At 54.1% G+C, this 13,983-nt stretch carries 11 protein-coding genes; 1 reads left to right on the plus strand and 10 read right to left on the minus strand.

All coding sequences use genetic code 11. From position 1 onward, the window contains the following. Positions 1-11: 11 nt before the first annotated feature. The 5 genes from OKC31_RS18100 to OKC31_RS18120 form a co-directional block, all read right to left on the minus strand. A complete protein-coding gene (locus OKC31_RS18100; RefSeq protein WP_270657359.1) occupies positions 12-464 on the minus strand; it encodes a hypothetical protein in 453 nt (150 codons plus the stop codon). Between the two features lie 304 nt (positions 465-768). Next, positions 769-1,107, minus strand: coding sequence for a hypothetical protein (locus OKC31_RS18105; RefSeq protein WP_080768659.1), 339 nt, complete (start codon positions 1,105-1,107; stop codon positions 769-771). Then, positions 1,086-3,050 (minus strand): reprolysin-like metallopeptidase, encoded by a 1,965-nt coding sequence (locus OKC31_RS18110; protein WP_247823183.1) that lies wholly within the window; start codon positions 3,048-3,050, stop codon positions 1,086-1,088. Before OKC31_RS18110 ends, OKC31_RS18105 begins: the two co-directional genes overlap by 22 nt. Positions 3,051-3,302: 252 nt before the next feature. Next, a complete protein-coding gene (locus OKC31_RS18115) occupies positions 3,303-3,632 on the minus strand; it encodes a hypothetical protein (protein ID WP_270657360.1) in 330 nt (109 codons plus the stop codon). Next, the gene (locus OKC31_RS18120) at positions 3,629-5,629 is read right to left on the minus strand and encodes a reprolysin-like metallopeptidase (RefSeq protein ID WP_270657361.1); all 2,001 of its coding nucleotides are present in this window, start codon (positions 5,627-5,629) and stop codon (positions 3,629-3,631) included. The genes OKC31_RS18115 and OKC31_RS18120 overlap by 4 nt, the downstream gene beginning before the upstream one ends. A 215-nt stretch (positions 5,630-5,844) precedes the next feature. Here OKC31_RS18120 and OKC31_RS18125 point away from each other — a divergent pair, with 215 nt between their 5' ends. After that, a complete protein-coding gene (locus OKC31_RS18125) occupies positions 5,845-7,056 on the plus strand; it encodes an RsmB/NOP family class I SAM-dependent RNA methyltransferase (RefSeq protein ID WP_270657362.1) in 1,212 nt (403 codons plus the stop codon). A 106-nt stretch (positions 7,057-7,162) separates the two neighbouring features. On the opposite strand, the gene OKC31_RS18130 is transcribed toward OKC31_RS18125, so the two are convergent. From OKC31_RS18130 to tdcB, 5 genes are all read right to left on the minus strand, one after another. Further along, on the minus strand, positions 7,163-7,552 hold the full coding sequence (locus OKC31_RS18130) for a RidA family protein (RefSeq protein ID WP_108541336.1): 390 nt from the start codon (positions 7,550-7,552) through the stop codon (positions 7,163-7,165). A gap of 69 nt (positions 7,553-7,621) precedes the next feature. Next, entirely contained in the window at positions 7,622-9,916 is a 2,295-nt protein-coding gene (pflB, locus tag OKC31_RS18135; RefSeq protein WP_407707117.1) for a formate C-acetyltransferase, read from the minus strand. Between the two features lie 44 nt (positions 9,917-9,960). Next, positions 9,961-11,319 (minus strand): propionate kinase, encoded by a 1,359-nt coding sequence (tdcD, locus tag OKC31_RS18140; protein WP_270657365.1) that lies wholly within the window; start codon positions 11,317-11,319, stop codon positions 9,961-9,963. A 51-nt stretch (positions 11,320-11,370) separates the two neighbouring features. Next, positions 11,371-12,702, minus strand: coding sequence for a threonine/serine transporter TdcC (gene tdcC / locus OKC31_RS18145; RefSeq protein WP_019444738.1), 1,332 nt, complete (start codon positions 12,700-12,702; stop codon positions 11,371-11,373). 11 nt (positions 12,703-12,713) lie between these two features. Further along, the gene (gene tdcB / locus OKC31_RS18150; protein ID WP_005334660.1) at positions 12,714-13,718 is read right to left on the minus strand and encodes a bifunctional threonine ammonia-lyase/L-serine ammonia-lyase TdcB; all 1,005 of its coding nucleotides are present in this window, start codon (positions 13,716-13,718) and stop codon (positions 12,714-12,716) included. Positions 13,719-13,983: the final 265 nt, after the last annotated feature.

Below are 13,983 nucleotides of genomic sequence, written 5' to 3' on the forward strand. Positions count from 1 at the left end.
AGAGTATAAGATCACACCCAGATCGGTCGGTCAAATCCTCTTAACATTGCTTCAAAACGTTCACGATCTCGCCCTGCCTGCTCTCCAGCATGCATAAACATGCCGTTAAAACCGCGTGGAGAAATATTAAAGCGACCGGTATTGCTGGCGGTACCCACTTCATGCCCTTTATAGGTCATGATATCTGGGTATTTTGCTGCCAGCGCAGGCGGTAATACGGAATAGGCTTCCAATTCATATTGCACCATCTTGCCATCAGGCAATGGTAGCGCAATCACGGTTTGGCCCAAGCGCAGATTTTCTAAAAAATCCGGTTCTACCTCAAAGATATTGTATGCGCGAGCCCTTACAGGTTCATCGGCCTGCTTGCTGCGTTTTTCGATCATATGCCATGGGGATGCCAGCGCGATATTGGCTGACATTGCGATGACAACTGAGATTGCATTTATTGTGAACTTCATCATTATTAATCACCTGACTGAACAGCCGGCGAGAATAACGTGACGCAAATCACAATTCAACTTTTTCAATAAAAATTAAATGGATTTTATTTCATTTAAAATCATAAAGTTAGTGAGTCATAGTTTATAAACAGCTCATTTTGTTAGCATTTTCAGCAGTTCTTTTTAATAGAGTTAAAACTCCAAAAAAGTATATAGGGGCTCATATGTGAGTCATCGAATCATTCCCATGAGACTATCACTATGTTTGGAATATTAGAGTTATAACTCCAATCATGCCGATTTACACGCCGTTGTGAAACAGCCACTACGGCCTTGAAATCGCCTCCGGCATGCACCTTTCCAGCATCTGTCGGTTATATCGGGTGGCATAGTCAATCCGCTGCTCAAACTCAGACTCCTTGCCCATCTCAATTACATCACCGAACCCTTTCAGATAACGGACTCCGCACCGGGTTCTCGCTTCTGCTTGCAATGACTCCACAACCCCCGGAGCCATACCGCCGCGCCCGCCACGCACGATGAGCCGATAATCCTGAGCAGCAAGACTTTCATCTATTGCCTCGGTCAGTGATGCGGCCACAACAGGCGCTGCGCAGATATATAGAAACAGCAAACTGACGGCTAACCGTAATACCTGCGCCATCCGGCTGCCCCTCCCATCAGGAGGATCACGATAAGATTCACTGCACCACCACCACCGCCGCCACCCGCATTGTTGTCGGTAATGACAGTTGCACTTTCCGTAGTGGCAGACGCATTACCTCTTATCCCATTGATAGAAAAAAAAATATTATTGCTGCATGCCAGCTTCAGCCTGGCCGTGCTGGTCAACGGTGCAGGCAACACCACACTGGCCGAACCGTTATTGGCAAGCCCGCTTGCCAGCGTAGTCCACGTAGAACCACCATTCTGTGTCAGTGCCAAATCCACTCTGGGACAATTGATAGGAGGCTGATCGGTCCCGGCAACATTCCATGTCACTAGCTGAGTGCTACCCGCCACCATGGCGCCGATCTGCGGAGCTGTGATGGCAAATGCCGCGCCGGTATTGATCACCTGAACCACCATTTCATCACTGCTCACCGCCCCCTGACCATCACGTACGGTAAGGCGGAACTGGAGATTGCGATTGGTCGCAGGCCACGCCTCTCCTTTGGCCAAGACACCCGATATCAGAGAGCTCATGGCGGGCAATGTTCTACGGGGATCCGATGTTGGTGAAACAAAGCGAAACAGCGGGCGGGTTCCATCATCCACCATGGTTGCCACGCTGTAGGATGCATTGCCAAGATCAACCTGCTCCCAGGTGTAACTGAGGGGATGACCATCCAGATCCAGCGCACTACCGACAAGAGTGAAAGGCGTATTGGCGGGGATCACCCTATCGCCCCCCGCATCCACAACCGGCGCGTTATTGGCAAGCGCCAGGTCGGTGCCGCAGGAGGGCAGAGAGGCCATCAGAGCCCGCATCTGCTCGATCGACTTGCTGTGAAAAAAAGGTGTGCTGTTAACCTGCAGATTCTCCTCACCACAGATCCCGGCATAGGCCATGATGGTCGAGCCACTGCCCGGTTCCCAGGCTGAGCTAGCCTTGCGACCTGTTGCACAACTGTCGGCCATGCCATTGAAGGAGTGCTCGGCCCCCAGCTGGTGCCCCAATTCGTGAGCCACATAATCAATAAAGAACGCATCACCGATAGGCTGTGAGCCTCCGGTCATGCCCCGTGAACGGCTGAAAGGGTTGCATAAAGATCTCAGGGTCGCCACCCCGCCGCCTGATGTCGCCAGCAGATGGCCCAGATCAAAAGAAGGATTGAGCAACACCCCCTGTTGGGTCTGGTTGATTGCGATATCCTGAGTCGAGTTGGTGAAAGGATCCGTCGCAGGATCGGTGAAAATCACATTATCCGTATCAGCTGCAAGCTGAAACTCGGCCCCCACATCACGGCGATAGACTTCATTGACCCGATTAAGCAGTGTTGCAATGGCCGAGAGTGCTGCAACCTTGGTACCACCGTGATACTGAGTATATTCCCCGGTTGCCGAGATGGCGATGGTGTAGCGCTTGCGCAAATTGCCATCGACCAGCACAGCTCGCTCACGCTCGATACCATGAGGATCAATCACCTGATCCACATCCTGTCGCCGCCAAGCATCTTGCTGTTCATAAACGGCATAAGAGAAACCGTCCTGAAGCGGATCGACATAAAAGGTACGCCCCTGATGGGTAAACATACCGTGAAAACCATGTATGGTGACATCAAATCGGCCTGTATCCGCCGCCCGATCGATAGCCTTCCCACTGTAAGTATTGATAGAAGGGTAGCGCTGGGCCAAAGACTCCGGGAGCAAGGCATTGGGATGAACATCAAACTGCACCGTAGTGCCATCCGGCAATGGCAAGGTCAATACACTGGCGAGATGCCCGGGTTCAAAAGGCTTGTCAGGAACCACCACTCTGACCTTTTCAGCTCGCACATCATAGACCCCTCCCCTTTCCAAGTTTTCATCCATGAAGGTCCACTGTGGTTCTGCTGCAACCTGAACAGACAAACTGGTGATAATCACCGCAATGCCATGCTTCATAGAGCCTCCTTGCCCTACCCTGGTGACAACAAGTATGGTGCAGCGTCAATTGACGATCTGCGTGACAGACAGAAAAGAAAATTCGCACAAAACTTCTGTCACGCTGAAAAATCGTGCTACACCCGCGCTCCCCATCTCAGGCAATACAGACTGGCCCCATTCAACAACGGAAAAAGTGAAGGCGCCATTGGCGCCTTCACGGATAGATAGGGGGATGAATATCCCCTCCATTTGGATTGGTTCGTTGGTGTATTACTGCTTGCCAGCGCCCGATGCTATTGGGCAATGAATCACCATACGCTGGTTATACTCGCTGGCGTAAGCGCTCAACTTGGCATGTATCTCTTGCTGACCGGGCCTTATCACATCGCCCAATCCATCCAGATAACGCTTGCCACAGCGCCCCTTGGCCTCTGCCTGCTGTTCGACTGCAATACCGGGGGCGAACTCTCCCCGCCCGGCTATCACTATCAGGCGGTAATCCTGCCTGGCGAGGTTTGCACTCAGCTCCTGTTCCAGCGTGCCGGCATCAACCTGACAGCCGCCGAGCATGGCAAGCAGCAACACAGCTATCCCCCTCATCTGCGCCTCCGTTGCCAGCCGAGCAGCGCCAGTGCCAGGGTCCACACCCCGAGCGCCCCACCACCGCCGCCACCTGAAGTCGAGCCACTTTGTACCAGAGGCAGTTTGAGGGGGCTGATGGCAAAGAAAATATTGTCGCGGCAAGCCACTTTCAACCTGACGCTGCTGGTGAGATTGCCCGGCAGGGTCACAGTGGCCGAGCCGCTGTTAGGCTGGCTGGTGGCCAGGGTCGCCCAGCTTGAGCCCTCGTTCTGGGTCACCGAGATATCCACCTTGCTGCAACTGATGGGGGCCACTGTGGTGCCAGCCACGTCCCATGTCAGTGACTGACTGCCCCCCGGCGTGAGAGAGACCCCGGAAATGGGGCTAGTAATGCGAAATGCCGCGCCGGTATTGATCACTTGCACCTTCATATCATCGCTGGCGACGCCCCCCTGACCATCTCGCACCGTCAGTCTGAAATTGAGATCCCGATTAGTGGTCGGCCAGGCCTCCCCTTTGGCAAGATTGCCGGAGAGCAAGGATGGCAAACTCGGCAGGATCCGCTCCGGCGATGCCGTGGGAGAGAAAAAGCGAAACAGCGGCCGGGTGCCATCGTCAACCATGGTTGCGGCACTGCTCGATTCGTTGCCCAGATCGATCTGCTCCCAAGTATAGAGCAGAGGATTACCGTCCAGATCCGAGCCCGCGCCCTTCAGGACAAAAGGCGTATTGGCCGGGATCACATAATCGTTTCCGGCGGCAGCCTGCGGGGCATTATTGCTCAACGGGAGTGTGGTTCCACAAGTCGATACGGTCGCCATATGCGCTCGCATCTGCTCGATGGACTTGCTATGAAAATAGGGATCGCTGTGTGGCTGGATATTCTCTTCACCGCAGATCCCAGCATAGGCCATGATAGAGCTGCCGCTTCCCGGTTCATATGCCTGTGTATCAGCCCTATTGCCACCACCACAACTGCCAGTGGTACCGTTAAAGGTGTGATCGGCACCGAGTTGGTGACCAATCTCATGGGCCACATAGTCGATGAAAAAAGCGTCACCTACAGGTTCTTTTAAACCCGTCATGCCAGATGACTTGGCGCCATAGGCGTAATAGGGCGGCAGGGCATCGACACATAACACCCCCAACGTTGCCAAGCCACCACCTCCAGTATTGAGAACATGACCGATATCAAAGGCCCCCAAATCACCATCAGCAAAGGCCTTCGCCTGCACCTTGACATTCTCATCCCCATCCGAATCCGAATTGGTGAACGGGTCAGTAGCCGGATCGGTAAAAATGAGATTGATATTCTTGCTAGCAAGATGAAACTCTGCGCCCACATCGCGCTGATAAACTTCATTCACCCGATTTAGCAAAGTGGCAATCGCCGCCAGGGCCAGCACTTGGGAGCCACCGTGATATCGGGTGTACTCACCGGCTGCCGAGATCGCGATGATGTAGCGCTTGCGGACATTGCCATCCACCAACACCTTGCGAGCAAGGACTTTGCTATCGACACCAACCACCTTGTCCGCATCCTCTTCCAAGCGGCTAAAGGCATCTTGCTGATAATAGACGGCATAGCCTTCGGCATTGCGCAGCGGATCGACAAACACCATCCTGCCCTGATGGCTGAACATGGCGTGGAAACCTTGCGGCCCCAGATCGAAGCGCCCTGTCTCTATCGGATGCGCCGGGTTGTGACCCTTGAAGGTGCGGATCTGCGGATACTTGGCGGCGAGATCTGCAGGCAGCAAGTCGTAGGCTTCCAGAGCAAAGGTGACCTCCCCCCCATCGGGCAGCGGCAGAGTCAGCTCACTCGCCCCGGCTTGCAGCCCGGCAAAATAGTCGAGCGGCACCTTGGCCACCCGAAACTGATTGGCCCGCACCTCATAACCTTGCTCCGCAGTCGCTCTGGCGGCTACCGTGCTCCACTCGCTGGCCATCAGGCTGGTTGACCCCAACAAACTGGCCACCAACAAGGCCAACGAACACTTACTGGTCACATGCATCTTTGTCATCCTTGTAGTCATGCACTTTTTTGAACCATTACCGGCATCATTATCCCGCCGAATCAAAAAGCCCGGCGCCACTGTTTCAGCCACTCACCCATGGGGAGTGTTGCGCCAACCCCATCTAACCCCTATCATTGCGCGGATTTGTCAATTTTAGAACTGTCCCTCTTCACAAAGGTGCGGTTCATCTTTATCTGGCCAAGGTTAATCTCATGCTCAAATCCCCACTGTTGCCCCGTTTCGGGGATCTGGTCGTTGCCATTATTGACGATGTGCTCGGTCAGGGTCTTACCCTCGACCGCGCTTATGCCCGTCACTTCTCCGGCATCGAACTCAAACCGCAAGAACAGGCAAGGATTGCCCTGGTCACCGGCGACCTGCTGCGCCGTCTCAGCCTCTATTGTTTCCTCACCGGTATTCAGGTGCGTCAGGCCGAAAAGAATGTCTGGCCGCTGCTGCACAGCTGGCATGCCTTCCACAAAATTGCCCAGCCCAACCACCCGACCCTGGATCGCTTCAATGAAGAAGCATTCCGCCGACGTCTGACCGAGGCGAAGAAGAACCCGGTATTGATGGATGGTTGCCCGAGCTGGCTGGAGAAACTGGGTAGCGAGCAGCTGGGGGAAGCCTGGCCTGCCGAGCGTGCCGCTCTGGCCTGGATGCCCAAGCGCTACCTGCGGGTCAACACCCTCAAGTGCACCCGTGATGAGCTGCAAGCCATTCTAGCCAAAGAGCAGGTCACCACCATTCCGGTTGATGGTGTGGAGACTGCCCTGCAGGTCACCTCGGACGCCGCCCTGTTCCGTACCAAGGCCTTTGCCGATGGTTGCTTCGAGCAGCAGGACGCAGGCTCCCAGCTGGTTGCTGCGGCTCTGGAGGTCACCCCGGGCATGCGCGTCATCGACGCCTGCGCCGGTGCCGGTGGCAAGACCCTGCACATCGCCGCCATGATGCAGGGCAAAGGCCGTCTGCTGGCGATGGATGTGGAAGAGTGGAAGCTGGAGAACCTCAAGCAGCGCGCCCGTCGCGCCGGTGCCCACAACGTGGAAACCCGGGTCATCACCAGCAGCAAGACCGTCAAGCGCCTCAAAGAGAGCGCCGACCGCGTACTGCTGGACGTGCCCTGCTCCGGTCTAGGCGTACTCAAGCGCAATCCGGATGCCAAGTGGCGTGATACCGCCGAGCGTCTGCCGGTGCTGGTCGCGCTGCAAGAAGAGATCCTGCAGCGTTACAGCCAGATGGTGAAAGTCGGCGGCCTGCTGGTCTATGCAACCTGCTCCATCCTGCCCGAGGAGAACCGCCAGCAGGTGGACAAGTTCCTCGCCGCCAACGAAAACTTCCGTCTGCGTGACGATCACACCGTGAGCCCGTCCGAGACCGGCTTCGACGGCTTCTACATGGCTCGTATCGAACGGATCGCCTGATCCAGAATGACCTGCTCCTTGCGCCCTTATCGCGCACGGCGGGTTCGATGAAAAAAGAGCGGCAGCCCTCGGGCTGCCGCTCTTTTTATTGATAAGGATCGCCGCGTCAGGACTCCAGCGCAGCAATCGCCTCTATCTCGATCTTCACATCCTTCGGTAACCGAGCCACTTCTACGCAGGAGCGAGCCGGATACATGGCATCGTGCTCGGTGAAGAAGTCGTTGTAGACCTGATTCACCGCAGCAAAGTCGTTCAGATCCGAGACAAACACCGTGGTCTTGAAGATGTTGCGCACCTCGCCGCCTGCCGCCTCGACAATCGCCTGTACGTTTTGCAGGGAGCGCAGGGTCTGCGCTTCGATCCCTTCCGCAACGTCGCCGCTCACCGGGTCCAGCGGGATCTGACCGGAAGTGTAGAGGATGTTGCCAATCCGGGTGGCCTGCACATAGGGGCCGATGGCGCCCGGCGCCGCTTTGGTAGTGATAACCTGTCGCATCTGTTACTTCCTCGTGCTGACAAACAAAAAGTAGGCCCGGAGCAAACCTGCTCACCCCGGGCATGAGAGTTACATCATGTTGGTGAAGGTTCTGGAGATGACGTCCTGCTGCTGCTCGCGGGTCAGGGCGTTGAAGCGCACCGCATAACCGGAGACCCGGATGGTCAGGCTGGGGTACTTGTCCGGATTCTCGATGGCATCCAGCAGCATCTCGCGATTCATCACATTGACGTTGAGGTGCTGACCCCCTTCCACATCCCGCTCATGATGGAAGTAGCCATCCATCAGCCCCACCAGATTGCTCTCGCGATTGGCCGGCTCCTTGCCGAGCGCCCCCGGCACGATGGAGAAGGTGTAGGAGATCCCGTCCTTGGCGTATTTGAACGGCAGCTTGGCCACCGAGGCGAGCGAGGCGACCGCCCCTTTTCGATCCCGACCGTGCATAGGATTAGCCCCCGGCGCAAACGGCGCGCCAGCGCGGCGGCCATCCGGGGTGTTGCCGGTCTTCTGGCCATAGACCACGTTGGAGGTGATGGTCAGGATCGACTGGGTCGGTACCGCATTGCGGTAGGTCGGCAGCGCCTGGATCTTCTTCATGAAGCGCTCGACCAGATCGCAGGCGATGGAGTCGGCCCGCTCGTCGTTGTTGCCGTACTGGGGATACTCCCCCTCAATCACGAAATCGACCGCCAGCCCGTCAGCATCGCGCACCGGCTTGACCCGAGCGTACTTGATGGCCGCCAGCGAATCGACCGCCACCGACAGACCGGCAATGCCGCAGGCCATGGTGCGATAGACGTCGCGATCGTGCAGCGCCATCAACGAAGCCTCGTAGCTGTACTTGTCGTGCATGTAGTGAATAAGGTTGAGCGCGCTGATGTACTGCACTGCCAGCCAATCCATAAAGCTGTCGAGGCTGGCCATGACGGTGTCGTAATCCAGCACCTCGTCCATGATGGGCGCCACTTTCGGGCCAACCTGGATCTTAAGCTTCTCGTCCACCCCGCCGTTGATGCAATAGAGCAGGGTCTTGGCGAGGTTGGCGCGGGCACCGAAGAACTGCATCTGCTTGCCGATCACCATGGGACTCACGCAGCAGGCGATGGCGTAATCATCGCTCTCGAAGTCGGTGCGCATCAGGTCATCGTTCTCATACTGCAGGGATGAGGTATCGATGGAGACGCGAGCCGCATAGGTCTTGAAGGCCCGCGGCAGCCCTTCCGCCCAGAGGATGGTGAGGTTGGGCTCAGGCGCTGGCCCCATGGTCTTGAGGGTGTGGAGGTAGCGGAAGGAGTTCTTGGTCACCAGAGTACGACCATCCAGCCCCATGCCACCAATCACCTCGGTCGCCCAGATGGGATCGCCGGAGAAGAGGGAGTCAAACTCCGGGGTACGCAGGAAACGTACCATGCGGATCTTCATGATGAAGTGATCAACCAGCTCCTGGGCATCCTGCTCGCTGATAAGCCCCGCCTTAAGATCCCGCTCGATATAGATGTCGAGGAAAGTGGCAGTACGACCGAGGGACATGGCCCCGCCATTTTGCGACTTCACCGCCGCCAGATAGGCAAAGTAGAGCCACTGCACTGCCTGCTGCGCCGTGCGTGCTGGCCCTGAGACATCGAAGCCGTAGTTGGCCGCCATCTGCTTGATCAGCACCAGTGCCCGCTTGTGCTCGGCCAGCTCCTCGCGCTGGCGGATCACCTGCTCCAGCTGCTCTCCCCGCTCAAGAGCCGGTTGCAGATCGGCAAACTGCAGCTCCCGCTCACGGATTAGATAATCTATGCCATAGAGCGCGACCCGACGATAATCTCCGATAATTCGACCACGACCGTAACCATCCGGCAAACCGGTCAAAATTCCCGATTTTCGGCAGCGCAACATCTCGGGAGAGTAGACGTCGAACACGCCCTGGTTATGGGTTTTGCGCAATTCGCTGAAGGTATATTCAAATTCGGGATCCATCTCCCGGCCATATGCTTCAAAAGAGCTGCGGATCATATTTACACCGCCAAACGGGTGCAGTGCTCTTTTAAGGGGCTTGTCGGTTTGCAGGCCAACAATCTTTTCCAGCCCCTGCTCGATATAGCCCGGCCCGTGGGCGGTGATGGTCGTGGCAATATTGGTATCAAAATCGACCGGCGCGTGGGTGGCATTCTCGATGCGGATCCCCTCCATCACCTTGTTCCATAAAGTGGTGGTCGCTTCGGTCGCATCCGCTAAAAACTGTTCGTCACCTTCATAGGGGGTGTAGTTCTGCTGGATAAAATCACGGACGTTGATCTCGTGCTTCCAGTTTTCACCGGCAAACCCTTGCCATGCCAGGCGGAATTTATCATGATCCAATTGCATATCAACTTTCATCAAATAAACCTCATTCACTACTCATGACACTACAGTGGAATATGTCAGACGCACTCGGCCTGACGAACCAGCTGCCCCAGACGAATGGCATCCAGCGCGATCATTTTCTCTTCATTGGTGGGAATAACTGCCGCCAGTACCATGGACTCTGCCGCCGAAATCACCCGGCAGCCCTCGCTATTGGGACGCTGGTTAAACGGCTCGCTGATCGCTACGCCAAATACCTGAAGTCGTTCGCACACCAGCTTTCTGATAAACGTGGAGTTCTCGCCAATACCGCCGGTGAAAATAATGGCATCCAGTCGGCGCAATGAGGTGGCATGACCGCCAATATGGCGGGCAATACGATGGACAAAAGCGTGAATGGCCAATTTCGCCCCGGGATGTCCTTCGTGATAGGCAGCTTCCAATACCCGCATATCGGAGGAGAGCCCCGAAATACCCAGCAGGCCGGACTGCTTGTTCAATATCCGTTCGACATCCTCGATGGATTGCCCGCTCTTGCTGGCGATATAGGCCAGCGCACCAAAGTCGATATCACCGCTGCGACTGCCCATAATCAGCCCCTCCAGCGGGGTCATCCCCATCGAGGTATCGACACTCTTGCCATCCTGTACCGCACAAATAGAGGCGCCATTGCCCAGATGGGCGATGACCAGACCGGCATGCTGCTCATCCAGCCCCATAAATACGCAAGCCTGCTCGGCGACATAGCGATGAGAGGTGCCATGGAAGCCATAACGGCGCACACCGTAATCCTGCAAATATTGATAAGGCAGCCCATAGATATAGGCTTCCGGCTTGAGGGTCTGGTGAAAGCCGGTATCAAATACCGCAATTTGGGGTTGTGTCGGAAATAGCTGACGAGCCGCCATCACACCGCTCAGATTGGCGTGATTGTGCAGGGGGGCCAAGGGTGACACCTGCTTTATTTTGGCCAAGACATGTTCATCAATAATCACGGCTTCGCTAAATTCACTGCCACCATGCGCAATTCGATGACCAACCAGCAAAATCGCATCCAGCAGATCCCGTTTTTTCAATTCAGCCGCAATGGCAGCCAATGCACAGGTGTGGTTATTTTCAGGTAATGACATTGCGGGCTCTTTACCCACTTGCAATTGGGGATGGGCTGTATCAATACCATCCGCTATACCGGATATCGCTACCTCGCAGGTTTTACTGTCCAGTACCGAGAATTTGACCGACGAAGAGCCGCAATTGATAACCAGAACCAACGAATCAAACTTCATTACATCGCCTCGATATTTATGATGTCGAGTCACTGCAGTCAGAACATATTTACCACTGAGTGTGGTGGCCAAATCACGGATAGCCTTGCCCTGGGCCCACATAATTGGGCCAACCAAGAACAGGTTATTGCGCACTTCTGACTGCGCCATGCAGACCCCGCCAGGGGGGCCTGAATGGTTGATGACTTTCAGAAAAGGTTTTCAGAACAGCTTGGAAACAATATTCAGGATGGTCAGCACACCTATGATGGTGACAAACAGGTTGCTGGCCTGACCTTTATATTTTGCCAGTGCCGGTGTCTTGCTCACCGCATACATCGGCAGCAGACAGAGCAGGGAAGCGATGATCGGCGCCCCCATGGCCTCAATCAGGTCGAGGATGTTGGGGTTCACATAAGCGACCAGCCAGGTCGAACCCATGATGAACAACATACTGACCATGTTGAGTTTTTTACTGGAAACCTTGCTCTTGTCGCCCTGGTAGCCAAAGCGGAGGATGAGGCCGTTCAACCCTTCCAGCGTCCCCAGATAGTGGCCAAAGAAGGATTTGAAGATGGCAACCAGCGCAATGATGGACGCCGCATACTCCAAAGTGGTGGCAAACGCAGACTTGCTGCCCGTCATTGAGGAGAAGTGGTTGGCCAGATAGGAGAGCACCGGAATGTTCTGGGCTTTGGCTTCCGCCATATTTTGCGGTGACAGGGTAAAGAGGCAGCTGAAGGCAAAGAACATCACTACGGCCACCATCAGCATGCTGGCACCGGAGATAATCTTCGAGCAGCGCTTCTCGGTAAAATCACGCCCGAACTCCTGCTCATACTCTTCCCGTTTGGAGACAATGAAAGAGGAGACAATCGGCGAGAAGTTGAAGGAGAAGACCATGATGGAGATCCCAAGCCAGACGGTAACCAGAATACCATCGTGACCAAACATCGATATCTCGCTCAGATTGACCTGATCAAAGACGGCACTGTTCCAGTACGGGACGAGGGAGAGAGATATAACGATCAGACTGGCAATAAAGGGAAAGACCAGATAGCTCATCACCTTGACCATCAGATCTTTACCGAAGTAGATCACGAATGCCATCAACATCAACAATGCCAGTGCAACCACACCTCGATTAAGCGGAACCAACTGTAGTTGATGCTCCCAAAATGCCATAAAGGTATTGGTGATCGTCACACCATATATCCACAGCAGTGGGCAGATGGCAAAGAAATAGAGGAAGGTAATTACCACTCCACCCATCTTGCCAAAATGTTCTTCAACGGTCTCAGTAATATTTGCCGATGGATTACTGCCAGAAAGACATAATCTGGCCAACGCCCTGTGGCAATAAAATGCAATGGGGTAAGCCAGCACCAGCATGATTAATATTGGGATCAGACCACCATATCCGGCCCGGATTGGAAAGAACAAGACCCCCGCCCCGATAGCAGTACCGAACAGACCTAATCCCCATGTGGTATCCGATTTACGCCATGCACGCGTATTCTCTTTACTGCCGGTGACAACACTGTCTAATATCATGACTGCATTCCTTACAGGCTAAATTGACGAATATTGTTCTGTTCGATAATTTCGGCGATCCGGGTCAGATCAATATTGCCACCCGAAATAATGCTGACGGTCTTTTTACCTTCGACATAATGTTTCAGCTTGCCACTGAGCAGCGCTGCCGAGGCCAGAGCTCCCGCCCCTTCGGTAATCACCTTGTTGCGCTGAATAAGGTCAACCATGCTGTGACGAATATCATCCTCGGTGACCAGTACAATATCATCCACCAATTGTTTGACGATTTCGAAGGTCAGTGAACCGGGTCTTGCCACATCACAGCCATCGGCCAGCGTGCTGCTGGTTCTGTGATTGGTCATGGTACCGGCATAGAAAGAGGCCGCCATACCGTGCACATTCTCGGATTGCACACCAATCACCTTGATGGTCGGATTAATAGATTTGATAGCCATGGCAACACCAGCAATCAAACCACCGCCACCGATCGGCACTATGATGTTATCGACATCATACAAATCTTCGATAATTTCCAGGCCAATGGTGCCCTGGCCGGCAATTACTTTTGCATCGTCGAAGGGGGGGATAAATACGCGGCCTTCCATCTCCACGATTTCGCTGACTTTGGCAATGGTGTCATTGAAGCTATTTCCATGGAGGATCACTTTGGCTGAATAGTCACTGGTTGCAGCAATTTTTGATTTGGGGGCACAGCAAGGCATGACCACCTTGGCATCAATTCCCAGCATAGCACTGGAGAGTGATACACCTTGGGCATGATTGCCCGCCGAGCAGGCGACAACACCTTTTTGTCGGTCTTCCAGACTTAATGAACTGAGCTTGTTGAAGGCGCCACGAATTTTAAAAGAGCCTGTACGTTGCATGTTTTCAAGCTTGAGGTAAACCTCGCCATGGCAACGTTCGCTGATGTAGTTAGAGGGTAGTTGCGCGGTCTTGTATATATGATTGGTCAGTCTTTTTTTGGCTTCAGTAATATCATGAAGACCAATGGGCAGATTGCTATACATCTTCATCGCAAATCTCTTTTTATTTATTAATTTGTAGGGTTTTATTTCACAGGGCGAAGCGATACTAGGTTCTATCACTTGCAATTAATGTGAGCATAAACACAAAAAAAACTACAAAGAGACTGCGTTACGGTGAAATTATCAAAAAATGTGATGGCAGCAACACTTGAATCCAAATGGATTAAAAAAAGTAATCATATATTGGCAAACAATATAATTAACAACTCCAAAACAAATCAGTAAGGATTAGATTTTTCAGGGCAATTGCGTT

This window comes from Aeromonas sp. Y293-4 (genome assembly GCF_027705905.1).
Taxonomy (GTDB): domain Bacteria; phylum Pseudomonadota; class Gammaproteobacteria; order Enterobacterales; family Aeromonadaceae; genus Aeromonas; species Aeromonas veronii.

Bases quoted from the DNA above. Each gene is read 5' to 3' on its own strand.
- OKC31_RS18100 (WP_270657359.1), bottom strand. From the start codon at position 464: ATGATGAAGTTCACAATAAATGCAATCTCAGTTGTCATCGCAATGTCA.
- OKC31_RS18105 (WP_080768659.1), bottom strand. From the start codon at position 1,107: ATGGCGCAGGTATTACGGTTAGCCGTCAGTTTGCTGTTTCTATATATC.
- OKC31_RS18110 (WP_247823183.1), bottom strand. From the start codon at position 3,050: ATGAAGCATGGCATTGCGGTGATTATCACCAGTTTGTCTGTTCAGGTT.
- OKC31_RS18115 (WP_270657360.1), bottom strand. From the start codon at position 3,632: ATGAGGGGGATAGCTGTGTTGCTGCTTGCCATGCTCGGCGGCTGTCAG.
- OKC31_RS18120 (WP_270657361.1), bottom strand. From the start codon at position 5,629: ATGCATGTGACCAGTAAGTGTTCGTTGGCCTTGTTGGTGGCCAGTTTG.
- OKC31_RS18125 (WP_270657362.1), top strand. From the start codon at position 5,845: ATGCTCAAATCCCCACTGTTGCCCCGTTTCGGGGATCTGGTCGTTGCC.
- OKC31_RS18130 (WP_108541336.1), bottom strand. From the start codon at position 7,552: ATGCGACAGGTTATCACTACCAAAGCGGCGCCGGGCGCCATCGGCCCC.
- pflB (WP_407707117.1), bottom strand. From the start codon at position 9,916: ATGAAAGTTGATATGCAATTGGATCATGATAAATTCCGCCTGGCATGG.
- tdcD (WP_270657365.1), bottom strand. From the start codon at position 11,319: ATGGCGCAGTCAGAAGTGCGCAATAACCTGTTCTTGGTTGGCCCAATT.
- tdcC (WP_019444738.1), bottom strand. From the start codon at position 12,702: ATGATATTAGACAGTGTTGTCACCGGCAGTAAAGAGAATACGCGTGCA.
- tdcB (WP_005334660.1), bottom strand. From the start codon at position 13,718: ATGAAGATGTATAGCAATCTGCCCATTGGTCTTCATGATATTACTGAA.